Source organism: Mucilaginibacter sp. P2_A4, assembly GCF_056405015.1.
The window spans coordinates 120,637-147,092 of sequence record NZ_JBFUCX010000014.1; the positions used below are offsets into that span (position 1 = coordinate 120,637).

The 26,456-nt window shown below is 43.1% G+C and carries 20 protein-coding genes; 14 read left to right on the forward strand and 6 right to left on the reverse strand.

The genetic code is table 11. The features are described 5' to 3' along the window. Positions 1-1,173, forward strand: coding sequence for a PepSY-associated TM helix domain-containing protein (locus tag AC1DYB_RS23330; RefSeq protein ID WP_477438425.1), 1,173 nt, complete (start codon positions 1-3; stop codon positions 1,171-1,173). Positions 1,174-1,687: 514 nt separating this feature from the next. Here the strand turns inward: AC1DYB_RS23330 and AC1DYB_RS23335 are convergent. Further along, positions 1,688-2,941 carry a peroxiredoxin family protein gene (locus AC1DYB_RS23335; RefSeq protein WP_477438427.1) on the reverse strand — a complete coding sequence of 418 codons (1,254 nt, stop codon included), beginning with the start codon at positions 2,939-2,941 and terminating at the stop codon, positions 1,688-1,690. A gap of 60 nt (positions 2,942-3,001) precedes the next feature. Then, the gene (locus AC1DYB_RS23340; protein WP_477438429.1) at positions 3,002-4,141 is read right to left on the reverse strand and encodes an acyl-CoA dehydrogenase; all 1,140 of its coding nucleotides are present in this window, start codon (positions 4,139-4,141) and stop codon (positions 3,002-3,004) included. 404 nt (positions 4,142-4,545) lie between these two features. Between AC1DYB_RS23340 and AC1DYB_RS23345 the strand changes: the two genes are divergently transcribed. The 3 genes from AC1DYB_RS23345 (at position 4,546) to AC1DYB_RS23355 (ending at position 9,224) form a co-directional block, all read left to right on the forward strand. Continuing rightward, a complete protein-coding gene (locus AC1DYB_RS23345; protein ID WP_295716485.1) occupies positions 4,546-4,788 on the forward strand; it encodes a helix-turn-helix domain-containing protein in 243 nt (80 codons plus the stop codon). Positions 4,789-4,872: 84 nt separating this feature from the next. Then, entirely contained in the window at positions 4,873-6,924 is a 2,052-nt protein-coding gene (locus AC1DYB_RS23350) for a M13 family metallopeptidase (protein ID WP_477438431.1), read from the forward strand. 260 nt (positions 6,925-7,184) lie between these two features. Further along, complete coding sequence (locus AC1DYB_RS23355) at positions 7,185-9,224, forward strand: M13 family metallopeptidase (protein ID WP_477438433.1); 2,040 nt, start codon at positions 7,185-7,187, stop codon at positions 9,222-9,224. Positions 9,225-9,441: 217 nt separating this feature from the next. On the opposite strand, the gene AC1DYB_RS23360 is transcribed toward AC1DYB_RS23355, so the two are convergent. Beyond that, positions 9,442-11,625: a S9 family peptidase gene (locus AC1DYB_RS23360; protein ID WP_477438435.1), complete on the reverse strand. Its 2,184-nt coding sequence runs from the start codon at positions 11,623-11,625 to the stop codon at positions 9,442-9,444. A gap of 105 nt (positions 11,626-11,730) precedes the next feature. Here AC1DYB_RS23360 and AC1DYB_RS23365 point away from each other — a divergent pair, with 105 nt between their 5' ends. After that, positions 11,731-13,260, forward strand: a complete 1,530-nt coding sequence (locus AC1DYB_RS23365) for a serine hydrolase (protein ID WP_477438437.1) — start codon at positions 11,731-11,733, stop codon at positions 13,258-13,260. Positions 13,261-13,323: 63 nt separating this feature from the next. On the opposite strand, the gene AC1DYB_RS23370 is transcribed toward AC1DYB_RS23365, so the two are convergent. Next, the gene (locus AC1DYB_RS23370; protein WP_295716478.1) at positions 13,324-13,605 is read right to left on the reverse strand and encodes a hypothetical protein; all 282 of its coding nucleotides are present in this window, start codon (positions 13,603-13,605) and stop codon (positions 13,324-13,326) included. A gap of 294 nt (positions 13,606-13,899) precedes the next feature. Here AC1DYB_RS23370 and AC1DYB_RS23375 point away from each other — a divergent pair, with 294 nt between their 5' ends. The 8 genes from AC1DYB_RS23375 (at position 13,900) to AC1DYB_RS23410 (ending at position 22,131) form a co-directional block, all read left to right on the forward strand. Next, positions 13,900-15,774, forward strand: a complete 1,875-nt coding sequence (locus tag AC1DYB_RS23375) for a M61 family metallopeptidase (RefSeq protein ID WP_477438439.1) — start codon at positions 13,900-13,902, stop codon at positions 15,772-15,774. Continuing rightward, complete coding sequence (locus tag AC1DYB_RS23380; protein WP_477438441.1) at positions 15,774-17,072, forward strand: M28 family metallopeptidase; 1,299 nt, start codon at positions 15,774-15,776, stop codon at positions 17,070-17,072. The genes AC1DYB_RS23375 and AC1DYB_RS23380 overlap by 1 nt, the downstream gene beginning before the upstream one ends. Before the next feature lie 375 nt (positions 17,073-17,447). Then, positions 17,448-17,969: an AAA family ATPase gene (locus AC1DYB_RS23385; RefSeq protein WP_477438443.1), complete on the forward strand. Its 522-nt coding sequence runs from the start codon at positions 17,448-17,450 to the stop codon at positions 17,967-17,969. Between the two features lie 430 nt (positions 17,970-18,399). Continuing rightward, positions 18,400-18,960 carry an RNA polymerase sigma factor gene (locus AC1DYB_RS23390; protein ID WP_295716471.1) on the forward strand — a complete coding sequence of 187 codons (561 nt, stop codon included), beginning with the start codon at positions 18,400-18,402 and terminating at the stop codon, positions 18,958-18,960. Next, positions 18,957-19,523, forward strand: coding sequence for a hypothetical protein (locus AC1DYB_RS23395; RefSeq protein WP_477438445.1), 567 nt, complete (start codon positions 18,957-18,959; stop codon positions 19,521-19,523). The genes AC1DYB_RS23390 and AC1DYB_RS23395 overlap by 4 nt, the downstream gene beginning before the upstream one ends. After that, positions 19,504-20,958: a DUF4097 family beta strand repeat-containing protein gene (locus AC1DYB_RS23400; protein WP_477438447.1), complete on the forward strand. Its 1,455-nt coding sequence runs from the start codon at positions 19,504-19,506 to the stop codon at positions 20,956-20,958. Before AC1DYB_RS23395 ends, AC1DYB_RS23400 begins: the two co-directional genes overlap by 20 nt. 81 nt (positions 20,959-21,039) lie before the next feature. Then, a complete protein-coding gene (locus tag AC1DYB_RS23405; protein ID WP_477438449.1) occupies positions 21,040-21,816 on the forward strand; it encodes a TerC family protein in 777 nt (258 codons plus the stop codon). A gap of 147 nt (positions 21,817-21,963) precedes the next feature. Further along, positions 21,964-22,131: a hypothetical protein gene (locus tag AC1DYB_RS23410; RefSeq protein WP_477438451.1), complete on the forward strand. Its 168-nt coding sequence runs from the start codon at positions 21,964-21,966 to the stop codon at positions 22,129-22,131. A 134-nt stretch (positions 22,132-22,265) separates the two neighbouring features. Here the strand turns inward: AC1DYB_RS23410 and AC1DYB_RS23415 are convergent, their stop codons facing one another. Next, positions 22,266-23,453: a class I SAM-dependent rRNA methyltransferase gene (locus AC1DYB_RS23415; protein WP_477438513.1), complete on the reverse strand. Its 1,188-nt coding sequence runs from the start codon at positions 23,451-23,453 to the stop codon at positions 22,266-22,268. A 215-nt stretch (positions 23,454-23,668) separates the two neighbouring features. On the opposite strand from AC1DYB_RS23415, the gene AC1DYB_RS23420 reads away from it, so the two are divergent. Further along, positions 23,669-24,517, forward strand: coding sequence for a DUF2911 domain-containing protein (locus AC1DYB_RS23420; protein ID WP_295716463.1), 849 nt, complete (start codon positions 23,669-23,671; stop codon positions 24,515-24,517). 153 nt (positions 24,518-24,670) lie between these two features. Here the strand turns inward: AC1DYB_RS23420 and AC1DYB_RS23425 are convergent, their stop codons facing one another. Continuing rightward, a complete protein-coding gene (locus AC1DYB_RS23425) occupies positions 24,671-26,380 on the reverse strand; it encodes a sodium:solute symporter family protein (protein ID WP_477438453.1) in 1,710 nt (569 codons plus the stop codon). Positions 26,381-26,456: the final 76 nt, after the last annotated feature.

Sequence of the window (26,456 nt, forward strand, 5' to 3'; positions counted from 1 at the left end):
ATGACCCGGTTTAAAAAAGTCATATTATTTATACACCGCTGGCTGGGCTTTATTGCCGGGCTGGTGGTGTTTATTGTAAGTATCACGGGCTGTATATTTTGTTTCCAGGATGAGATACAGGATGCATTATATAATTACCGCAAGGTTGAATTTAACCATAAGCCCTACCTGCCTCCATCAACCCTAAAAGCCGAAGGACTGAAAGCACACCCTGGCGCTACGGCAAACTATATGTATTATTATGGCTTTGACAGGCCCGCAGCACTATTGGTAAATTTGCCCAAGGAGCAAGGGATGTTATATGTATACATGAACCCTTATACAGGGCAGATTACCCATACCGAAAACCCGGCCCGTAACTTTTTTATTGTTGTTGAATACATCCACCTTTACCTGTTGCTACCTCCCAGTATTGGCAGCCTTGTTGTAGGTATCTCTGTTATCATATTTATAGTACTGATGATCAGTGGTATCATCCTCTGGTGGCCCAAACGTAAAAGCGACCGTAAGCGCAGCTTTAACATTAAATGGAATGGCCGCTGGCGCAGGGTAAATTATGATTTACACAATGTACTGGGCTTTTATGCAACCAGCATTGCCCTTATATTAGCACTAACAGGTTTGTCAATGGTTTTTGAATCGGTACGGGAAGGCATTTATGCTACCGCTAACCTGGGCAAAAGTTATCCATCTGAAAAAGTATTCCCAAAATCCGATTCGTTGTTAAAGACCAAGACGGATAACCGCTTTGTTATTGATAAGGCATTTTCACAGGCACAAAGTAGTTCTCCGCAGGCTAAGATGTTCCTCGTTTATGACGATGCGGCGGCGGCAGGTACCATTGGGATAACAGCATACGCCAAAAGCCTGCATTTTTACAAAAGTGATGGCTATGTGTTTGAGAAATATACAGGCAAACTATTAAAACAAACCCCACATACCCAAAAAAGCCCGGGCATGAAGATGAATGATATGAATTACGATCTTCATGTTGGCCAGGTACTGGGGCTGCCCGGCAAGATCATTGCTTTTTTAGCCAGTTTGATTTGTGCCTCGCTGCCGGTAACCGGTTTTATTATCTGGTTAGGGAAGCGAAAAAAAGGCAAATCAAAAAAAGTAAAAGAGGTAGTGCATCGCAAGGTGCAGAAACAGCATATAGAAAAGAAATTCTAACCGCTGATAAACTATAAAATACCCCGGCTCAGTGCAAGTTTAAAAATCCTGGGATACTGAATGAAAAATAACATTTTGAAATATTTGTCATCCTGAACGCAGTGAAGGATCTGTTATTCGCCCTGTAAAGTCTGCGATTAGATCCTTCACTGCGTTCACTGTTGTCCGGTAAAAGATTTGAATAAAACTTTACCGGACAGCCGGTTGAGAAATGGCTGTGATATTTTCAGTGAAAACTTTTTTTTGAAGCTGTAGCGCATTCACAACAGGTTAAATGGCAAAAATATCGAGAATTGCGTGCTTTTTTTACCGGACAGCCGGTTCTTAAAAAAGAAATGAATTATTGAGTTTTTAGGGGGCTTGGTTTTGAAAATGCACAAAAAAAGGCCTTTTTTAAGCCTTAAGAGATGTTTTTATATATCAAACAAGATTTTACCGGACAACAGTGCACTGCGTTCAGGATGACAATTTTTTTCAAAAAATCGTCATAAGCAATGACGATAATAATCCTTACTTACTTCCCCTTTACCGCTCCTGATGGCTCGGCCAATAAATCATCTGTCAGTTTCTCAAACTCATTGATAAACCCGGTGTAATATTCACCTGTGCCAGGGCCGCTAAAACCGGTGTGGATCTTGCGCACATCGCCGCTTTTATCAATGATGATGGTTGTAGGAAAACCAACCACTTTTGATAACATGGGCAGGCTTTTTGATGTTTCAGCCTTATCACTGGTGTATCCGGTTATCAGTAGGGGATAAGGCACATTAAAGCGATTTTTTACTTGTTGCAAAGCTTTTTGCGATTTGGCAAAATCGGCGGTGCGCTCATAAGCCAAACCAACCACTTCTACACCTTTAGCCTGGTATTTTTTATAGTAGTTAACCATATAGGCTGTTTCATCCATACAGTTGGGGCACCATGACCCTAATATCTGTACAATAACTACCTTGTTTTTATATCTATCATCCTGTAAGGAAACCGTTTTACCGTCGATGTCTTTAAAAGCAAAATCTATCTTTTTAAAACCCGGCTTAAGCGCGGTTAACGAATAAGCATCCGGCAATTTAGCGTTCGGATCTTTTACCCCAGCCCATGATTGTACAGAGGAGGAGCCCGCGTAAAATTTACCATCAGTAATGGTTTGTTCATCTTTAATAGTTGCGGTAAACGTATAGGCATGGCCGCCATCAAAGCAGGAAAGGTATAGTTTATCTCCAGATACAATTCCTTCCAGGTAACGGTAATCGCCGGTGGTAGTTAAAAATGTACCTGTAAGCTTTGCGCCCACCTGCTTAAACTCACCAACTGTGGTATCCCGTCCATCACCCTCACCAATTACGGCCGACCATCTGCCTCCTATATTAAAGGCAGGCTTTACAGGGCTCTTTAAAAATCGCCAGGCCGTGTTGGGCTCCGCTGCAAACTTAACCAAAACATCCTGACTGGCCAGGTGCCTCACCCAGTTGCCGGTTAGCTTATCATTTTCCAGTTTCAGTTTAAATTCCGAATTGAAAAGGGGCATTTGTATAAAAACGGAGTCGCCCCGGGAAGTAACATCAGTTACCTTAAACCTTTCGGCGCCGTTAATAATAGCAAGCTGCTGTTTCCCGGCGGTATCTTTAACTTCAAAATTAAAAGGGATCTCGGTATCTGATTTAGTGGTCAGCGCTCCGCGCCAAACACCTGTTTTAAGCTTGGTTTGGGCTGATGCTACCTGCAAAAGCGCGGCGGATGATATGATGGTTATGATTGCCTTTAAATTCATGTCGATTAAAAATAGTCTACTAAGTCGATATACTTTGTCAAAAGTATAAAAATCAGCCCACTATTTCAACACTTCGCGCGAAATGACAATTCGCTGAATTTCTGATGTGCCCTCATAAATCTGAGTAATTTTAGCATCCCGCATTAAACGCTCCACATGATATTCCTTTACATAGCCGTATCCTCCATGTATCTGTACTGCTTCAACGGTAACGCGCATAGCGACATCTGATGCAAAAAGCTTGGCCATTGAACTGGCTTGTGCATAAGGTTTTTTATGATCTTTTAACCAGGCGGCTTTAACGCAAAGTAAACGGGCAGCCTCAATCTCGGTAGCCATGTCGGCCAGTTTAAATTGAATAGCCTGTAAATCGGCAAGGCTCTTTCCAAAAGCTTTACGATCTTTTGAATATTGTAAAGCCAGTTCATAAGCCCCGGCCGCTATACCCAAAGCCTGCGAGGCGATACCTATCCTCCCGCCCTCTAACATAGTCATGGCAAATTTAAACCCGAAACCTTCCTCTCCAATCCTGTTTTCCTTAGGTACTTTAACATCGGTAAACATAATTGAATGCGTGTCAGACCCGCGGATGCCCATCTTGTTTTCCTTTGCACCTATGGTAAAGCCTTCCATCCCTCTTTCAACAATAAGGGCATTAATACCATGATGCCCCTTTGAAGCATCCGTTTGGGCCATTACAATATACGTTGAGGCGGTGCTACCGTTAGTGATCCAGTTTTTCACCCCATTTAACAGGTAATGATCGCCCATATCAATAGCAGTAGTATTTTGGGAGGTGGCATCAGAGCCGGCTTCCGGTTCCGAAAGGCAGAAAGCACCTATCTTTTCACCTTTGGCCAGGGGGACTAAATATTTTTCTTTCTGAAAATCATTTCCAAACCGCTCCAGCCCATTACAAATCAATGAATTATTTACAGAGAGCACCACTGCCGTAGATGCATCTATCCTTGAAATTTCTTCCATGGCCAGTACGTATGATATAGCATCCATACCGCTGCCACCATATTGCGGCGAAACAATCATTCCTAAAAAACCAAGTTCGCCCAATTTCTTTATTTGTTCGGCAGGGAACTTTTGCTGGTCGTCGCGTTCAATTACGCCGGGTTTTAATTCCGTTTGGGCAAAATCACGGGCAGCCTGTTTAATCATCAGCTGCTCTTCTGTATATTTAAATTGCATAGTATGATAAAAAGCTAAATATAGTAATTACTATGCATGCATAGTAAAAAATAGTAAACAAAAAAAGAGAGCCTTTTTGGAAGCTCCCTTTCCCCTAATTAATTTAAACTATTGATTAAACCCAAAACAAAGAACAAAAAATCTCAACTTGGGCGTCTGAGAATTCAAAAAAAGTTTTTCACAGGTAGGTGATTTTAATTTTTTTTTTCACAGATTTTATGCAGGGCAAAACATACTAAACAAATTCGTTGCCACTAATTGTTGCGCGGCATATACTTTAACTTAAATAATAGTTGTTTGCACATTATTATTGCAAATATTTTTCACGAACTTTAAATACAAATTGCCAATTATTTTTGAAGCCCCTATCAAAGATCATTTTTTTCAATAAATCAAATTGAATTATGCTACTTACTGACTTTGAATATCTTAGCAACTCCGATGAGGCATTTAAGAAGAAGATCGCGCTTCAGATCAAAAATCTGCGCAGGCAAAATCAAGTTACCCAGGAAAAGTTTTTCGCCGAAACTAATATTAACATTGCCCGGCTGGAGTCTGGAAAAATAGATATCAGGCTGGATACCCTCAGAAAAGTATGCTATTATTTCGACGTTTCTTTAGCCGGTTTTTTTCAGGGCATTTATTAAAGTTGTCCTTTTTACTTAATTTGCTGTCCTGAATTCTATTATTCCATACAATCGTTGTATTTTTTTTTATACACTAATAAATCTATGATAAAAAAGTTTTCGTCATTGGCAATATTAACCGGTGCACTGAGCCTTACCTTAATTACAGCTTGCAAAGACAACGCAAAAATTTACGCCGAAAATGATCCGATAATTAAAAACATGGATCTCAAAGTGAAGCCGGGCGACGATTTCTTTAAATATGCAAACGGAACCTGGCTCAGGAAAAACCCTATTCCCGGCGCCTACTCCTCATGGGGTATAGGCAATGTTGTGCAGGAAGAGCTGCGCGATCGCATGAAAAAAATCAACCAGGACGCACTTGAAGCAAACGCTCCTAAAGGAAGCAGTACCCAAAAAATAGGCGATTTTTATTACAGCGGTATGGATACCGTTGATATTGAAAAGCAAGGCCTTTCCCCGCTTAAAGACGAACTGAAGAAGATTGATGATATAAAAGATATAAAGAGCCTGGTGGAGGAGTTTGCTCACCTCGACGGGATTGGAGTAACTACTCCCTTAGGCACCTATGCCGGGCAGGACAGCAAAAACAGTGATAAGATCATGCTGCAGTTGGGCCAATCGGGAATAGGATTGCCAAACCGCGATTATTATTTCAATAAGGATGCGCACAGCGTAACCGTGCGTACAGATTATCAGCAGAAACACTTACCAACCATTTTTAAACTGGGTGGACTATCTGCCGATGCCGCGAACGCCGCCGCTAAAAAAACATACGCTTTAGAAATATCCCTGGCCGATAGCAGCCGTAAACTGGAAGACCTGCGCGACCCATACCATAACTATAATAAAATGACCATGGCCGGCTTAAGCAAGCTGGCACCGGATGTTGACTGGAAATCCACATTTGATAAAATGGATTACAAAAATACAGATTCGGTAATTGTTGGTCAGCCGGAGTATTACCGCGCATTAAATAAAGCCTTACATGATTATAGTATTGACGATTGGAAAAATTACCTGCGCAAAAACCTGGTAACAACCTTTGGTTCTTATTTAAGTAAGCCTTTTGATCAGGAGCTTTTCCGCTTTTATGATATGGTGCTTTATGGCAACAAAGAACAGTTACCCCGCTGGAAACGGGTGCTTGATGCCGAGAACGGCTTGATGGGTGAAGTTTTGGGACAAATTTTTGTAAAAGAATACTTCCCCGAAAAAACAAAAGAACGCTATGTAAAACTGGTGGAAACCATGCGCGAAACTTTTAGGGAACACATACAAAAATTGGATTGGATGAGCCCCCAAACCAAAGAAAAAGCCTATTACAAGCTAAGCAAAGTAATGCCTAAAGTTGGGTACCCGGATAAGTGGAAAGATTTTTCGACCCTGGATATCAACCGCGGGCCATTTGCTTTAAACGTAATGCGTGCCAATAACTGGTGGCACAAATTTAACGCGGCCAAATTAGGCAAAGCTGTTGACCGTACAGAGTGGGGGATGACGCCGCAAACTTATAATGCTTACTACAATCCATCAAATAACGAGATTGTATTGCCGGCGGGGATCTTTACCATCCCCGGTTTTAAGGATGAGAATATTGACGATGCCATCATCTACGGCTATGCCGCCGCCTCAACCATCGGCCACGAAATGACCCATGGCTTTGACGACCAGGGTCGTCAGTTTGATGCCAAAGGAAATTTAAAAGCATGGTGGTTACCGCAGGATTCGGTAAAGTTTACCCAGCGCGCTCAAATGCTAATAAACCAGTTTAATGGGTATACCATTTACGGCCTGCATATCAACGGCAAAGCCACCCAGGGCGAAAATATTGCCGATTTAGGTGGCATTGTGATTGGGCTTGATGCGTTCAAGAAAACTGAACAATATAAAGAAGGTAAGCCTATCAACGGGTTTACACCATTGCAGCGCTATTTTTTAGGCTATGCTTTAGGATGGCTTGGGCAAGACAGGCAGGAATCACTATCCAGCCAAATCCTCACCAACGAGCATTCCCCCGGCTTTATGCGCGTAAATGGTCCGTTTACCGATGTACCCGAGTTTTACGAGGCTTTCCATATCAAAAAGGGCGACAAGATGTGGTTAGATCCGGATAAGAGGGTGAAGATTTGGTAACCTCTAAGTCGAAAATGGCGTTTGAAAAGTTTGTCATCCTGAGGAACGAAGGATCTATTCGCACACTGTACAGGGCGAAGAAGCATGGTAGAGAGTAGATCTTTCACCGCGTTCAGGATGACAAAAAGTTTTTTTTTTGCGACACGCTGATGGAAACGCTCGCAATGACATGACGAAAAATAATTCACACAACACTGTTACAAACGCCTTTTAATAAGGCGTTTGTTTTTTAATTAAATTTGATGCAAACGTATTTCTGCATGATGAAACATTACACAAAAATTATTTTAGGGTGCGTGACCTTAACCACGCTGGCACTAAGCGCGTACATAGCTATACCAAACGACCCAGTTTTCAACAACCTTGATCAATCGGTTAAACCAGGTGACGATTTTTTTAAATACGCCAACGGCGGGTGGTTGAAACGTAACCCTATCCCGGCCGCCTACTCCAGCTGGGGCATAGGCAATGTGGTATCAGAAGAACTGCGCGACAGGCTAAAGAAAATAAATGAGGATGCCTTAGCTGCCAATGCACCCAAAGGGACTACAACTCAAAAAATAGGCGATTTTTATTTTACCGGTTTAGATACTGTTAATATCGAAAAAAGCGCCATCGCTCCATTAAAAACACAACTGGCACTCATAGACCAGGCAAATGACATCACCGGGATACTAAACGCGGCGGCTGTTTTAACAACTACCGGTACACGTAACATGATTGGCAGCCGGGTTAGCCAGGATGCTAAGAATAGCTCCAAAATGATGCTGCAATTAGGCCAGGCAGGCCTGGGTTTACCTAACCGCGATTACTATTTTAAAACGGATGCCCGTACGGTTAAAATTCGTGCGGATTATACTACCAACCATCTGCCTGCCATGCTCAGGTTAACCGGCTATGATGAGCAACAGGCTAAAACGGGTGCCGAAAGTATTTATAAAATAGAAAAATTTTTGGCCGATAGCAGCCGGAAGCTTGAAAAGTTGCGCGACCCTTATGCCAACTACCATAAAATGCCCATTGCGCAATTAAACGCGCTTACGCCAAACATCAATTGGAATACTGTTTTTAAAACGCTGGAATTAAAACCTGTAGATACCGTAATTGTTGGTCAGCCGGAATATTACAGGGCTTTAAATACCGCCTTAAAAACTTTCTCTGCCGATGAATGGAAAGCGTACCTGCGCTGGAAACTAATCTCATCCTACTCGCCATACCTTAATAATGCTGCCGACCAGGAAAGCTTCCGTTTTGGGGGCAAGGTGATATCCGGTCGGAAAGAACAACTTCCACGTTGGAAACGTGTATTGGATACCGAAAACGGTCTGATGGGCGAGGCTTTGGGTCAATTATTTGTGAAAGAGTATTTCCCGGTTACAGCAAAACTCCGCTATACCGAAATGGTTGAAGCCATTCGCCAGGCTTACCGTGAGCATATTGCTAAATTGGATTGGATGACTCCCGAAACGAAGCAAAAGGCATTGGCTAAACTCAATGCTATCCACCCCAAAGTAGGCTATCCGGATAAATGGAAAGATTTTTCGACATTGGTGATGGACCGTGAATCATACGCCGGCAACGTGATGCGCGCCAGGCACTGGGCCTACATGGTGAACATCAACAAGCTGGGCAAACCGGTTGACCATACCGAATGGGGGATGACACCGCAAACCTATAACGCCAGTTACAGTCCATCAAATAACGAGATAACTTTGCCGGCAGCGCAGTTCACTATACCGGGTGTAAAAGACAGTGAAGTTGATGATGCTGTAGCTTATGGATATGTAGCGGCATCAACCATTGGCCACGAAATTACACACGGCTTTGATGATGAAGGCCGCCAGTTTGATGCTAAAGGAAACCTCAAAACCTGGTGGACACCAACAGACTCTGTTAAATTCACCAAACGCGCCACCATGCTTGCTGATCAGTTTAGCAGTTACGTTGTATTGGATAGTCTGCATGTAAATGGCAAAGCCACTTTAGGTGAAAATATTGCCGATTTAGGCGGGATTGTATTAGGTATAGATGCATTTAAAAAAACCAAACAATATAAAGATGGCAAGCAAATTAATGGCTTAAGCCCTATGCAGCGTTTCTTTTTAGGCTATGCACTTGGCTGGCTTGGGCAAGAACGCGATGAGGCCCTTGCCAACCAAATCCTGACCGACGTACATGCACCGGGCTTTTTAAGGGTGAATGGTCCGTTTAGCGATGTGCCGGAATTTTATGAAGCTTTCCATATTAAAAAAGGAGATAAGATGTGGCTTGATCCTGGCAAAAGAGTAAGGATCTGGTAAAACTTCATCTCACTAAAGCTATTGTAGTATACCTAAAGCAAATAAAAGTAAAGATGCTCTGTCGGGAGGCTACCTGTTTGCGGAAAAACCTGGCTCCGGAGTTATCTTCTAATCGCGGAGTTAATCCCAATGGGATTGTCTGAAAAATATAAGCATAAAAAAAATGCCCCCTCATAATTACACAAGGGGGCATTTTAATTTCATTTAAATCAACAGACTATCTTCCTCCCGGAGGGCAATGTTCTTTCAAATACTTGGTGAACATGGTATGTAGGTGTAGCGATGTGCCTGGTCCTTCAAAAATACCATGGGTACGGTTAGGGTATGCCATTAGCTCAAATTGGCGGTTATATTTAACCAATTCGTTAATCAGCTCTTCGGCATTTTTGTAATGTACGTTATCGTCGCCGGTACCGTGTATGTACAACAAGTTACCACGCAGGTTTTTAGCGTAAGTAATGGGCGAGCCTTTGATAAATGCTGCCCTGCCTTCGTCATTCACCGGTACGCCCATGTAGCGTTCCTGGTAAATATTATCATATGTTAATTGGTCGCCTACGGCGGCTACAGCTATCCCTGTTTTGTAAACTTCAGGAAATTGGAACATCAGGTTTAGGGTTGATGAACCGCCACCGCTCCAGCCGTGCACCGCTATGCGGCTTGAATCAACAAATGGCCATTTCAGGATCTCTTTGGCGGCCATCGCCTGGTCGCGAATGTTGATGATGCCAATGTTTTTGTAGATAGCCTTACGCCATGCAGTGCCTTTTGGTGCAGGCGCGCCACGGCCCTCAACCGACATATAGATGTATCCATCATCGGCCATGCTGCCTACGTATAAGCCATTACGACCTGCTCCCCAGCTATCGGTAACAGTTTGCCCTGCGGGTTCGCCATAAACGGTAAATACAACGGGGTATTTTTTATTGGGGTCGAAATTGGTTGGCTTCATCATCCAGCCATCCATCTCAATGCCATCGGCTGTTTTTACCTTAAAAAATTCCGGTTTGTTTTTGGCATTCTTGTTCAGTACAATCATATTACCGCCAATGTGTTTATGGTTGGGCAGACTTACTACCTCACTCACCGGCGGCGTGTAGCTATTGCTGAAATTGTGCAAAGCCACCTTACCATTTGGCGAAATATCATAACCATGAGTTCCCGGCTCATCGGCAGGTGAAACACGCTCGGCATTGCCACCAGCTATTTTTATGCGATAAAGGTATTTCTGGGTAGCGTTATCCGGCGAAGCCATAAAATAAATATAACCACCGGCCTCATCAATCAGGCTTACCGTGATCACATCATAATTGCCTTTGGTGATCAGGGTTTCTTTGCCTTCGCGATTTACGCGGTAAATATGTTTCCAGCCATCCATTTCACTCACCCATAAAAAGTCTTTCCCTTTGTTGATCCACTCCCATCCAATCGGGTCGCCATTATTCCAGCGTTCTTTACCATCTATCCATGAGTCGCTTTTTTCTTCACGAATGATGCGGGTTGTGCCGTTGGATATATTACCGATAAAAACGCGGCTTTCGGTTTGTGCGCGGTTCAACTGCTCCAGGATAATCTCGTTCGGGCTCAGCGTCCACTCCATGCGGGGGATATAATGTTGTACTGCATCGCCAGGTATATTGATCCATTTGGTTGCCGCTGTGTTAACATCAACCACGCCAATTTTGGCCGAGCTTGGGTCTTCGCCCGCAACAGGATATTCAACCGGTACTACAAATGGGTAAATAGAATCAGTAGTATTCAGCATCAAATAGCTTTTAATTTTGGTGGCATCTATTTTCCAGTAAGCTATATTGCGGCTATCTGGCGACCAGCGAAAACCATCGCGGCAGCCAAACTCTTCCTCATAAGCCCAATCAAAAGTTCCGTTGATTAAATGTGTGCTGCCATCAGTAGTGAGTTGCTTTACAACTCCGCCTGCCAAATCCTCCACATAAATATTATGCCCGCTTACATAAGCCGCCTTGCTGCCATCTGGCGAAAGCTTGGCAAACATCAGTGATGACTCTGGCAGGTTTTTACCTAATTGCCAAAGCTTTTGCGTGCCGGTATCAAATACCCAGTAATCGCCGCGGGTATCATAACGCCATACCTTTTGGGTGTTGGTGTTGATGAGTACTTTTTTACCGTCATCGGCTATCGTAAATCTTTTTATACCAATAGGCTTGCCTCCTTTGGGTGTAAGCATGGCACTGCTTATCCAAACAGTTTTTTTGCTGGTATCGCGGGTATCAAAAACGGTTATTTCGCCGCCTGTAATTTTATAATACAGGTAGCCATTGTTTGCCCAGTGGGTGAGCGCACGTTGTGCTTTTACCAAATTGCTGCTCAAAACGAATAAAACGATCAACAGGAATAATGATCCTGAACGGAAAAATCTCATATATTTTACTTTGAATGATGAATGCGGCATTATTTTGAGAATAATTAATGCCGTCGTAAAAATTGCGTTAATTTAGTACATTAACAAAGTATAAGATCTGTTGTAATGAAAAAAATACTCCTACCTGTCGTCCTCTGCCTTTTATTTATAAATTTTACCCATGCCCAGCATGCCGACAGGAGCAAATTCATCAGGGATAGTTTGGACCTTTATGTAAGCCGGGCGCTTACCAACTGGCGTATTCCGGGTGTGGCGGTATGTATTGTAAAAGACAACAAGGTAGTGTTGATGAAAGGCTACGGCATCAAAGAACTTGGTATGCCCAATAATGTTGATGTAAACACCCTGTTTATGATAGGCAGTAACACCAAAGCCTTTACAGCTACCGCTTTGGCCATGCTGCAGGCTGGCGGCAAGCTTTCACTTGATGATAAGGTAACCAAATATATACCAGAATTTAAATTGGATAATCAACTGGCCGGCGAGCAGGCTATAGTACGCGATTTGCTGTGTCATCGCCTGGGCTTGCAAACATTCCAGGGCGATTTTACTTTTTACAACACCAACCTCAGCCGCGACGAGGTGATTAAAAAATTAGGACAAATTAAGGCGCCCTATGCTTTCCGCACCAAATGGGGGTATACCAATGCGGCATTTTTAACCGCCGGGCAAATTATCCCTAAAGTAACCGGCAAGCCATGGGAAGTATATCTTAAAGAAAATATTTTTGCACCATTGGGCATGAGTAATACACTGGCTTTAACGGCCGATATGCCCAAATCATTAAACCGTACGGTGCCCCATACTTTTACCGATGGCAGGCTATCTGCCATACCTTATTGCCAGATAGATGGACTTGCACCCGCGGGGGCCATCAGCTCATCGGTAAATGATATGAGCAAATGGGTATTGGCTTTGCTGAATGATGGCAAGGTTGGCAACAGGCAGGTGATACCATCTGCAGCGATACAAGCAACCAGGCAGCCGCAGGATATTGTAAGCAGCATTCACCATTTAAATGGCGAAGATAATTTTGAGTTATATGGTTTGGGATGGTTTATACAGGATTACTCCGGTCATCGCCTGGTGATGCATGATGGTGGGGTAAATGGTTACCTGTCATCAGTAACGCTATCGCCAAAGGATAATCTGGGTATCATCATCTTAACCAACACCGATCAAAACCTTTTTTTTGAGGCTCTGCGCTGGGAAATTCTTGATGCTTATTTTGGACAGGGATACCGCAACTACAGCGAGGCTTACCTAAAAAACTTTAAAACACAAACGGCTACTGCCCAGGCAACCGATAAAAAACTGCGCGACTCTGTATTGTTAAACCTTCGCCCATTATTGGCTGCCAGTGATTATATGGGTAAATATAGCAACAGCCTATACGGATCAATGGAGGTTACCCAGGGCGAAAACAACGATCTGGAGATGCGTTTTGAACATCACCCTAAAATGTTTGCTAAACTACAGCCATTGGGCGGCAACCGGTTTTATGTAACTTTTTCAGATCCTACACTGGGCAAGGCTGTTTTTCCTTTCTCGGTACAAAATGGAAAGGTAACAGGTGTAAGAGTTAAGGTAGCTGATTTTGTAGAGTATAATCCTTATGATTTTAAGAAGGAATGAGCTGGTGAGTAGTATTTGGAGAACAGTGAGTAGTTAATGTAACCATCAACTACTCACCTAATCTTAAAACTTCAAATTGGCCTTTAGCCATTGCTGTACGTCTTCCTGGGTACTAACTTCTTCAGGTAGTTTATCATGAATGAGTTTTTCCATTTTATTGCCGGTGTTGGCAAAACGGTAATCCCATAATATCATCAGTTTGTTTATCAAATAAACAATTTCATTACCCTCGTCCTTAGCAAAAGGAGTTGCATCCGGTTTACCATTAACACGTGGATCGGTTGGGGTATAGGTTGTCCATTTGTAATCGGTATAGTGTAGGTTTCTTCGCGAAAAAAGGATCATGGATTAAAGAATTTCTTTAAAGGTACGCATAATTAGCCCGGTATTTTGTGAAAGACGTTTTTATATAGGTTCAAAAATTAAACTGGCGTTAATAAATTGTAACTTCTTATGTATAGTGGTTTCGTCCGCCGTATAGTTTAACAACTCAATTAGTTTCAGGCTAATCTTAGCCATGCTACTTCATCCTCACTCAAAAACACTCTTCTATCCTTATTCTTTTTACAAGATGTAATAATATTGATATAATACATTTCCGCTATTAGTTGTATTTTCAGCGCTGATAACCAGGATTACATGAAAAGATCATTTTTACTCGCATTTGCTACCTTATTTACATCTGTTGCTATAGCGCAGCAAGATGCCCCCAAAGCCATTTATTACGCCATATCGTTCCCTAACGCGGCTCATCACGAGGCCGAGGTATCCATAACCATTCCGCAGGCACCTACAGGGCCATTGCTGTTACGCATGAGCCGTTCATCAGCAGGCAGGTATGCTACGCACGAGTTTGGTAAAAATATTTACAACGTAGCTGCAACAGATGTTAATGGAAAAGCGCTTGAGCTTAAACAGCTGGAAGGCGATTTATACCAGGTAGAAGAACATCCCGCTACTGTAAAAGTAAGCTATACCCTGTTTGGCAACTGGACAGATGGCACCTACGCCAGCATTGACCCAAGCCACGCCCACCTTAACATGCCTGCCACATTTATGTGGGTAGTGGGGCAGGATAAAAGACCTCTTACCTTCCAGTTTAATGATCTTGAAAAATATGGATGGCATATTGCAACCCAGCTTAAACATGAAGGCAGTAATGTGTACAGTGCCCCTAACCTGCAATATATGATGGATTGCCCTACCGAACTATCTGATCATAAAGTAACCAGCTGGGATGTGGTGAACGCCGATAATAAAAAATTGAAAATAAACCTTACTGTGCACTCCGATGATAACCAGCAGGTGATTGATAATTTTGGTAAAATGGTTGCCAAAATGGTGTTGGAAGAAAAAGCTGTGTTTGGTGAGCTGCCTGCTTATGATTATGGCGAGTACACTTTCATCAGCGATATTTATCCAACTACATCAGGCGATGGTATGGAGCACCGTAATTCTACCTGTATCACTATCCCCGCGCCAAAGGTTGAAGGATTGGAGAAAAGATTGTTAGGTGTATATGCACACGAATACTTCCACAGCTGGAATGTGAAACGTATCCGCCCAAAAACGCTGGAGCCTTTTAATTTTGAACATGCCAACATGAGCAGTGAACTTTGGTTTGCTGAAGGTTTTACCCAATATTATGGCGAATTATTGCTGGTGCGCTCGGGCTTTGTTGATCTTGATGACTATACCGGAACATTGGGTGGCCTTGTCAACCAAATATTAAACACGCCTGCCGCTGCAAAATATCCGGCAACGCAAATGAGCCGCTACTCGGTATTTGCTGATGCTGGCGTATCTATTGATCCAAATAATAATGCCAACGATTTTACAAGCTATTATACTTACGGCGGCGCCATAGCTCTTGCGCTTGATCTGCGTTTGCGCAGCGACTTTAATATGACGCTTGATGATTACATGCGCCAGGTTTGGTTAACCCGCGGTAAAGTTATGAAACCTTATACCGTGCCTGATCTGCAAACCGATTTGGCCAAAGCAACCAACAACCCCAAATTCGCTGCCGATTTCTTCAAGAAATATATTACAGGCATCGATAAAAATAATTACGCCGAATTATTAACCAAAGCAGGTTTGGTTTTACGCAGGATAGACCCTGAGAAGGGATGGGCAGGCTCATTGGCAACTACTGCCGGTCGTGGAAGGGCTGGTCAGCCACGGGCCGCCAATGCTGATGGTTTACCTATATTATCAAGCACAATCATAGGCTCGCCCGTTTACAAAGCAGGGCTTGATGCTGGTGACATTATTTTAAAAGTTAACGGTGTTGATATTAAAGATCAAAAAGGATTTGACGATCAGCTAAACGGGAAAAAACCGGGAGATAAGCTTACCGTAAATTATAAAAACCGTACCGGTAATCACGAAACTACCATCGTACTGGAAGAAAATCCTAATTTTGAAGTACTTACTTTCGAAAAAGCAGGTAAACAACTATCTAAAGAACAGGAAACCTTCCGTAACAATTGGTTACAATCAAAAGTCAAATAATGATGAAAAAAACCTTTTTAGCAGCGGCTTTATTAGCTGTATCAACCTGCGGTTTTGCACAGGACGTAAATAAACTGATCAATCAGGATGATGTAGCGCGCATCATTAAAACACTTTCGGCAGATGATATGCAGGGCAGGGCTACCTTTACCCCCGGTATTGAAAAAGCCGCCAAATTTATTGAGGGCGAATATACCAAGGCCGGTTTGGTACCATTAACAGGTAATAGCAGTTTTAGGCAGAATTTTACTATGGTGCGTACCAAGCCGGTTAAGCTAACTGTGAGCATTAATGGCAAAAGCATAGCAGCCGACAGCGCTTTTACAACAGGAGGCGAATCATTTAGCTGGGCTACCAACGCCGATGTGCAGGTGGTACAGGTAACGGCTGATAAAAATTTCAGGCAGGAATATGGCGCTATTACCAAAAGTGGCAAAAAAACACTGGTACTGGTTGATCCTAAATTTAAAGACCTGTTTAGCCGTGTGTGGAGTTTTAACAACAGGGGTAGCATGAGCTTCAAGGGTAAAACAGCAACTCCAGTTGTATTTGTATTGGGCAGGTTGGATGCGGTAACTGCCTTTGATGTAAGTTACGAAAGCAAAACCGAAGAACTACCTCTGTTTAATGTGGCTGGTATGATTCCCGGCAAAACCAAACCCGAAGAGTTTGTAGTATTCTCGGGCCATTATGACCACCTGGGCATTTTAAAACCAATGGAAGGCGATAGTATCGCTAACGGTGCCGATGATGATGCATCGGGTACAACAGCGGTTTTAACCTTAGCCAAATACTACAAAAAGCTAAACAATAATGCCCGCACGCTTATTTTTGTAGCCTTTACTGCCGAAGAGATTGGCGAATACGGTTCACAGTACTTTGCCACACAGGTTGCGCCTGATAAGGTGACGGCGATGTTTAACATCGAAATGATAGGCAAGGCTTCAAAATTTGGTACAAACTCGGCATTCATCACCGGTTATGAGCGGTCTGATTTTGGCAAGATCCTGCAAAAGAACCTGGAAAAAACCACCTTTAAGTTTTACCCGGATCCATACCCTGAACAAGACCTTTTTTATCGCAGCGATAACGCCTCACTGGCCGAAGTGGGTGTACCCGCGCATACCATATCAACAGATCAAATAGATATTGATAAGCTTTACCATACCGTAAAAGATGAGTTTAGTTCATTGGATGTAAACAATATTACATCAACCATAAGGGCTATAGCATTAAGCTCGCGCAGTATAGTTGCCGGTACAGATACCCCTACAAGGGTGCCTAAACTGGAAAGATAGAAATGTTAATTGCTCTTAGTGATGGGTTTCAAATCATAGTTGTTCGAAAGATATAAAAAGCTGGGGAAACGTGCGATTCCTTCCTCGGGGAAGGGGAGGTAGGGGTTAAATCAGGCGTTCAAGCACTGTTCCAGATGGTGCGCCGGCGAAACCCCTCCCTGCCATTGCGCACATGACGGCCGCACCCCTCTCCCAAGGGTTACTGTGTGTACACAAGTTTTTAATAAAAGAAAATTGTCATTTCGATTGAGCAAGGGGAGGAATAGTGGTGGGGCGAAAGAGAAATCTTATGCGGTATGCTAAAGGATTTTGCATCTCGTACAAGATTTCTCCTCGTACCTCGTTCGAAATGACAATCGTTTATTATTCATTTCCATGAACAACATTCTCAAAATAGCAGTAGTAGGTCCAGAATCAACAGGTAAATCAACTATGTCTGATTATTTGGCGGCGCATTACCAAACGGTTGCTGTGCCCGAGTATGCGCGTGGTTATTGCGAAAAGCTTACAGATCCCTGTACCTGGCAGGATGAAATTAATATGTTTTATGGTCAGTTGGAACTGGAAGATGCACTGCTGCCCCGGGCCAATAAAATATTGATCTGTGATACTACTTTTATCACCGTAAAAATCTGGAGCGACGAAATGTTTGGCCAATCGCCGCAGGAGGTATTGGATGAATTGCCCAAACACCCTTATGATCTCTATCTGCTCCTCAATATCGATCTGCCCTGGCAAGATGATCCCTTGCGCAACTTCCCCACCATGCGCGAACATTTTATGGATGTTTGGTATAAAGAGTTGGATGCCCTGAACGCAAGATATGTGCTGATCTCAGGCACGGGTGATGACAGGTATCAGAACGCGGTGAAGGCGGTAGATGAGTTTTTGAAATGATAGCATTTCTTTAATGTTGTTTTTTTCACGTCATAGCTGTGAGTTTTAAAATCCGGTGAACTGTGAAGGGACAATGACGTAACAAAAAAGGCTGTCATCCTGAGCCTGTCGAAGGATAGTGGGCAAAGGCCTCTCCGCACGTGTCTTCGACAGGCTCAGACTGACAGGCCCACACGCCTCAAAATCCAATACGTCCTTGCGAGACACGAAACAATCTCCCTACTATACAGAGTAGGCAGAAAAGCTAAGCCTGCATATTCGCCCTGCCATCGTGGAGATTGCTTCGTGCCTCGCAATGACGCAGTTTTTTTCTTCAGTTGACGATGCTATATCCATTATTATCGGTAAAATCGATAATGTTCAAAAATAATCAAGCATTCGTGCAACGTTGTAAAATAGCCTGCGTCTATTATACTGAAGCTTAACAGATTTGGAAGCAATATTCATAGATAAACATTACAGCCTGGTGGTTGAGTGCAAGCAGGGAAGTAAAAAAGCCTGCTATGAACTCTACCGTCTATATTCTAAAGCGATGTTGAACGTCGCCTTTAGAATAGTGGGCGATATTGCCGAGGCTGAAGATGTTTTACAGGAAGCTTTCCTGGATGCATTTAATAAGCTGAAAGATTTTAGGCAGGAAACCACCTTTGGCTTATGGCTTAAGCAAATAGTGGTAAACCGTTCAATAAATCAGTTGCGCAAACGCAAAATGGAACTGATAGAACTGGATGGGAATCATTTGGAGGATATCCCCGATGAGGAGCCTGCCGATGATGATGAAATACAATACCAGGTAACAATGGTAAAAGAAGCTATGAAACAATTACCGGATGGTTACCGGGTTGTAATATCGCTCTACTTATTGGAAGGTTACGACCACGAAGAAATAGGGCAAATTTTAAATATATCAGAAAATACATCAAGAACCCAGTTCTTGAGAGCTAAAAGAAAACTAATGGAAATTTTAAGCAGAAAGGGAAAAGTGATATGAGCAAGCGATTTGAAGATTTCATGAAAGACAATCAGGACGATTTTGACGAGATCGAGCCATCGGCAGATCTGTGGGGTAAAATAGAGGCGCGTTTAAACGTGCTGGAGGCGGAGCCAAAAAAGCGCGAAGCCAAAACCTTTTCGCTCGCTTTTGTGCTAAAGGTGGCCGCATCCATCATCGTGGTGATGGGCATAGGTTTCGGGGTGTATATCCAAAGCCAAAAAGGCCCAAAAAACGTTGACCTGGCTGCTATCAACCCAGAGTATGCCAAACAACAAATACACTATGCATCATTGGTTGAAACCCAGCTTACTGAGTTGAAGGCAGCCTCAAAAGGCGATCCGCAACTGTTTAAGGAGTTTACTGCCGAGATTGCCAAAATGGACTCTACTTATAAAAAACTAAATAATGATTTAGCCACCAGCCCTAACCAGGAACGTGTTTTACGTGCAATGATCCGGAACTTGCAAATACAAACCGAGGTGCTTAGTCAGCAATTAAATGTAATAGAGCAGTTTAACGAAACTAATAAAGATCAAAAAGATGAAATCAAAAATATTTAACCCCTTCCTGTTTGCGCTGATGATTTTATTGGCCCTTGGTACAGGAAGTTTTGCACAGCAAAAAAAGCCCGCTAAACCGGCAAGGCCGGCCAAACCTGCTGCTGCGCCTAAAGTTGCCCAGACTGACGATGATGAGGATGACAGCGATGATGCCGACATGGACTCCAAAGACTATCAGCTTAAAATGAAAGACCTTCAAATAAAAATGAAGGACTTGCAAATAAAAATGAGCGCGCTTAACAAGCAAAAATTCAACAAAACCATGAAGCTGAACATGAAGAAATTCAACAAAAGCTTCAAAGGGCTCGATAAAAATTTCAAGCTGGATACCTTAAAAGGTTTCGCCTTTAAGCTTAACGATAGCATGTTAAACTTTGCCTATAAATTTGATACCAATATAGCTCCCATGATTGCTTATGGATTTAAGGATTTTGATAAAAGCTTTAACTTTAGCTATGATAGCAGCGACGACGATAACGACAAACAGCAACAAAGCGCTGAAGAAGTAGTAAAAACCAAAAGCTATAGCAAAAGCTATAATGTTGATGCTAATGATGTGATAAATATCGACAATAAGTTTGGTAAGGTAATCGTAAACACCTGGAACAAAAATGAAGTAAAAGTTGATGTGCAGATAAAAGTGACCACCAACAACGACGATAAAGCACAAAAGCTGTTGGATGATGTAAATATCAAAGACGGTAAAGATGGCAATGGCGTTTACTTTAAAACCACCATCAGCTCTGATGAGGACAGCAATGGTTCATGGGGCTCGCTTTTTAAGGGGAGCCGTAATTCGGTACGTTCAATTGAAGTGAACTATACGGTGTATATGCCGGCTAAAAGTCCGTTAACTATCAGCAATAAATATGGCAGTACAGATTTGCCCGATCTGAGCGGCAAACTCATTATCAATAACTCCTTCGGGAGCCTGGTGGCTAAAACGCTGAGTAACCCCGGTAACCAGATCAAGGTAAAATATGGCAATGCCACCATCGGGAACTTAAACGGCAGCGACCTTGATGTTGCCTATGGCAGCCTAAGCCTTGGTGATTGCGATAAGCTTAATGCAAACCTGAGCTACAGTTCGGCAAAAATTGGCCGCATAAAAACATCTGGTAACATCAATGTTAAATTTGGGGGCGGTATAAGTATTGAGGGTGTTGATAAAAACCTGAAAGACCTGTCTGTTAAATCAAGCTATTCAAGCATCAAGCTTGGCCTGGGCGACGATCAGACTGCCGATTTTGATGTAACTGTGCGTTATGGCAGCTTTAACTATGGCAACCGCGATGTAAGTTTGACCAGTAAAACTCCTGCAGATGGCGAACGCGGATTTAACCCGACCAAAAATTATAAAGGTCATTTTGGTAAAGGCGGTACCGATAAAACCATTACCATCAACTCCACCTTCGGAAGTGTAAACTTTGATTAATCAATAAATTTACCCTTTTACGCAAGCCTCTGCCCTAAACGGCAGGGGTTTTGTTATTTTTGGGCTTAACACATCACACCTATGGATTTAGAGATTTTTACCCAGGCCGAATCATGGATATCATTAGTTACGCTAACCCTTTTAGAAATTGTTTTAGGGATTGATAATATTGTTTTTATATCCATCCTATCAGATAAATTGCCCGCAAAGCAGCAGGCTAAAGGCCGCCGGGTAGGTTTAGGTATGGCCATGATTACCCGGATATTGCTTTTGCTTTCCATTAGCTGGGTGATGACGCTTACTGCACCGTTGTTTAACCTGAGCCACTTGTTAAGTATTACTGATGCCGGTTGGGTAGAAAAACTGGCCATTTCCGGCCGCGACCTTATTCTGATCGTCGGTGGTTTGTTCCTGATCTATAAAAGCACTGCCGAAATTCACCATAAAATAGAGGGCGAAGAAGAAGGCAGCGAAAACGTAAAACCACAGGGCTTTATAGCCACCATTATACAGATCATGCTGCTGGATATCGTTTTCTCCCTCGATTCGGTAATCACCGCAGTAGGTATGGCCAGCCATGTAGAGATCATGATCCTGGCCGTTGTAATAGCCGTAGGCATCATGATGTGGGCATCAAATAGCGTAGCTGCCTTTGTAAACAAACACCCAACCGTTAAAATGCTGGCACTTTCTTTTTTATTGCTGATAGGCGTATCGCTATTAGCCGAAGCATTTGAGCAGCATATCCCTAAAGGATACATCTATTTTGCCATGGCATTCTCGATGTTGGTAGAGATGCTGAATCTGAAAATGAGAGCGAAGAAAGCCAGGAATCAAGAGTCAGGAATCAAGAAGTAAGAGTCAGGAATCAAGATTCAAGAATCAAGATGAAAGCTCTTGCTCCGAAAAAAGCATTGGGCCAGTGCGATTCCCTCCCTCGGGAGGGTAGGGAGGGGTTTCTTGAAGCGATATTCCTGAAGCGATATTCTAATAGATTTAAACGATATGCCCAAAATCATCCCCTATAACCCCAAACTAAAGGCCTTAGCCCGCAAAATGAAAAGCGATATGCTAAATGTGATCAGAACCTTAGAAAGTACAATAATTGAAGTTGTTAAGAATGGTCCTGCAATTAAATTACCTAAAGAGTTTGACTTGGGGCTATTGAAATAGCTGCTTTGCTTGCATGGCGCAGAAACCCCTCCCTACCCTCCCGAGGGAGGGAATCGCACTTGACCCATGCTTTTAATTTTTTCCCTGTGCTTTTCTCCCGTCTTGACTCTCTCCTAAAAATTCTTGCTCTCTCCCTAAAATACTCTACACAGTAGCCCTTTTAAATACTCCCCTTCGGGGAAGGATGCCCTTACCGGGTGGTCCTCGGGTTGGTGAAATTGGTAAATGAACTGAACCTGTTTGCCGGCATCTAAGGCGGCCCAGGCAATTACCTGTTTAAAGGTTTCCATATCCATAGCACCGGAGCAGGAATAGGTAGCTAACAAGCCGCCTTCGTTCAGCAATAGCATGCCTAAGCGGTTCAGATCTTTATAAGCGCGGGAAGCCCTGGTTAGTGCAGAGCGCGACGGCGCATATTTTGGTGGATCGAGTACGATAACATCAAATTTTTCGCCATCGTCCCTAAACTTGCGCAATTGCGTGTTTACGTCCGATTTGATGGACGTGTGTTTATCGGCATCAAGTTTATTGAGCAGGATATTTTCTTTTAATGTTTCAATGGCCAGTGCCGAGCTATCCACGCTGGTTACAGATGCTGCGCCATTCTTCAGGCTGTTTAAAGTAAAACCGCCGGTGTAGCAAAAGCAATCCAGTACTTTTTTATTTTTTGCATAGGTGGCCAGGATATGGCGGTTATCACGCTGATCGCAATAAAAGCCCGATTTTTGGCCTTCAGTGATGTTGATACCGTATACTATATTGTTTTCCAGCACTTCCACGATTTCGGGCGGAGGGTTACCGGCTAAAACCTTATTTTCGGTTTCGCCCATACCTTCATGCGCGCGGGATGCGGTATCGCTCTTGTCCGAGATGCTTTCGGGGTTCAACAGTTTTTGCAGCTCATCAATAATTACAGGCATCATGCGCTCCATACCCGATGTAAGCACCTGTACGGCCAAATGCCCCGCGTATTTATCAACAATTAGCCCTGGCAGGTAATCAGATTCGCTGAAAACCAGGCGGCAGGTATTGGTGCCATTTTCCAGCACATTGGCGCGGCTTTTAACCGCGGTAGCCAGTTTACGGCGAAACCAGTCGTCATTAATTTCAACCGACTCGTCCCATTCTAAAAGGCGCAGAGCAACACGCGATTGATCGTTGTAAAAGCCATAGGCCATAAAATCGCCTTTGGCATTAAGCAGGCGTACTACATCACCATTTGCAGGTTTCCCTTTTACCTTATCAATAGCGCCCGAAAATACCCATGGGTGCTTTTGCACAACAGCTTTCTCTTTGCCTTTACTTAATACAACATCAATCATAGCCGCAAAGGTAATAAATTGGTAAGTAGTGAGTGGTTGATTTGTGAGTAGTTGCATAGTATTTAGATTTGAAAGCAGATTTCTTAATACAAGCCACTCACCTAATCAACCATTCACAATTCACCAAACGTCCATTAAACTATTACCAATATTATTACTCCAACACAATATTTCCCGATTAAAAACATTTGGTATCTTAGTATCGAAAACATAACATGAGAAAAACTTACTTACTGGTAGCCACCATGCTGTTAGCGTGTTTGAGCTATAAGAGCTATGCCCAGATTCCGCGCATTCCTGAGGCCAGTTCTACGCAAACTATTATCCAGGATTTTGGATTAGGAAAAATTACCGTCACCTACTCGCGCCCAAATGTGAAGGATCGTAAAATTTTTGGAAGTATTATTCCCTGGGGCGAGGTTTGGCGCACAGGAGCAAATGCCGCCACCACCATCACCTTTACCGAAAAAGTGCTTGTTGAAGGTCACAGTGTACCGGCTGGCACTTATTCATTTTTCAGTATCCCCGAAAAAAATGAGTGGACCATCATCTTAAATAAAGTGGTTAAGCAATGGGGCGCTTACAGCTACAAACAAAGTGAGGATTTTTTACGCTTTGTGATTAAGCCCATCCGCGTAAGCGAAAAAAGGGAAACCTTTACCATGGCTTTTGCCAACACAACCACCAAAGCAACCGATTTGTACCTTGTTTGGGACAAAACCGCGGCCATGATCCATTTAGAAACGGATGATGATGCAAAAATTACCGCCAACATTGATGAATTGATGAAGGGCGACCGGAAGCCTTATTATTTTAATGCTATCCAATACTATTACGAGAACAATAAAGATGTTGATAAAGCATTAGGCTGGGTTTACGAAGCCGAGAAAATAGATCCTAAAGGCCCATGGTATAAACTATGGAAATCCCGCCTGTTATTACGTAAAGGCGATAAACCTGGCGCCATTGCAGCGGCAGAAGAAGGTATAGCACTTTCAAAAGCAAGCAAAGATGATGAGTACGCACGTTTGAATAAGGAAGCTCTGGATCACGCGAAGGATTAACAACCCCACCCAAGTCCTCCCCGGTAGGGAGAACTTTAAAAAAGACCTTTTGCATTTGGCAGAAGGTCTTTTTTTATGGGTAATTACACCTATACACAGTAATTTTTAAAAGGAGAGATTACAGGACCATCGCTGGCGACGGAAGCTTTAGTATTAAACCACTGGTACTTCTACCGGGCTTTTTTGAGAGATAGTTTTATTCATGATATAAGCCACAATCATCACCAAAAAACACCCGATAGGGTTGAGCCATAAATAGGCCACTGTTTTGCTTAATCCTAAATATAATATGGCTGCCTCGCTGACAATGGCGCCAATAAATACCGATGTGCCGTTTATCCGTTTCATGTAAAAAGCAACCACAAATACTCCCAATACCGTTCCGTATACGTAGGAGCCTAACTGGTTTACAGCCTCCAGTAAATTGCCAAGTTTGCTGGCATAAAGGGCCATAATTACACATACAACTCCCCAAAATACGGTTGCTAAACGCGAGACAAGCAGGTAGTTTCTGTCTGATGCATCTTTATTTATAGTACGCTTATAAATATCAATCACGGTTGTTGAAGCCAGTGAGTTAAGCGCGCTTGCTGTTGAACCCATGGATGCCAGGAATATAATAGCTATCAGCAGCCCTACAAGTCCCTTTGGCAGGTATTGTTTTACAAAAGTGAGGAATACGTAATTGGTATCATTATCATCGGCAGCGGCGTTGTTCTTTTTCATCAGCGCAATAGCGTCCTGCCTGATGATGCGGGCCTGCATATCCGCCAGTTTCAGGTCGTCCTGGGCATGATCTATTTGGCCTTGGTTCTTGCTGTCAATAGCTGTTAACAGGTTGTTTGCTTTTGCTTTTCTTTGTTCAAAGGCCTGGGTATATTGCTGGTCCAGGTAATTATATTGCGTGGCGTAGCTGCTTTGTTTTACCTTATCAACCTCGTAATTGTTGAAAAACATGGGTGGCCTGTTAAACTGGTAAAAAGCAAATACCAATACCCCTATCAGCAGGATCAGAAACTGCATCGGGATTTTGATCAAGCCATTCATGATTAGCCCAAGCCTGCTTTGCCCTACCGAGCTGCCGGTTAAATAGCGGCCTACCTGGCTTTGATCTGTACCGAAATAGGATAGCTGCAAAAAGAAGCCGCCTATTAAACCACTCCATACATTGTAGCGGTTATCCCAATCAAATTTCCAGTCAATTACGTTCATGCGGCCCAGTTTGCCTGCCATTTTAATGGCATGGGTAAAGCCTACTCCCTGTGGCAGTAAATGCACTACCAATATGCCCGCCAGGAACATGCCGGCAAATATGATGCTCATCTGCAGCAGCTGGGTATATGATACCGCCTTACTGCCGCCATATACAGTGTAAAATATCACCAACCCGCCTATAAAAAGGGTGGTATAAACGGTATTGATATTTAAAATAGTTGATAAGATGATGGCTGGCGCGTAAATGGCCACCCCGGTTGATAGGCTGCGCAATACCAGGAACAGGAACGCGGTGAGCGCCCTTGTCTTTAAATCAAACCGTTGCTCCAGGAACTCATAGGCCGTATAAACTTTAAGGCGGTGGAAGATGGGCACAAAGGTGATACATAACACAATCATGGCCAGCGGCAAACCGAAATAAAACTGTACAAAGCGCATCCCATCGGAATAGGCCTGCCCGGGGGCCGAAAGAAAAGTGATGGCGCTGGCCTGGGTGGCCATCACCGAAAACCCAACATGGTACCAGGGCAAAGATCGGTTGCCCATTAAAAACTGATCGATGTTTTTATTGTTGCCGCTTTTCCACATGCCATAAAGCACGATGCAAAAGAGCGTTAAGCCTAAAACTATCCAGTCGGGTAAACTCATTCAAAAGACTTTGTAATGAGCCAAAATACAAAAACTAAAAAAACCAGCCATGCGACTACGATGCCGTAAAACTGGT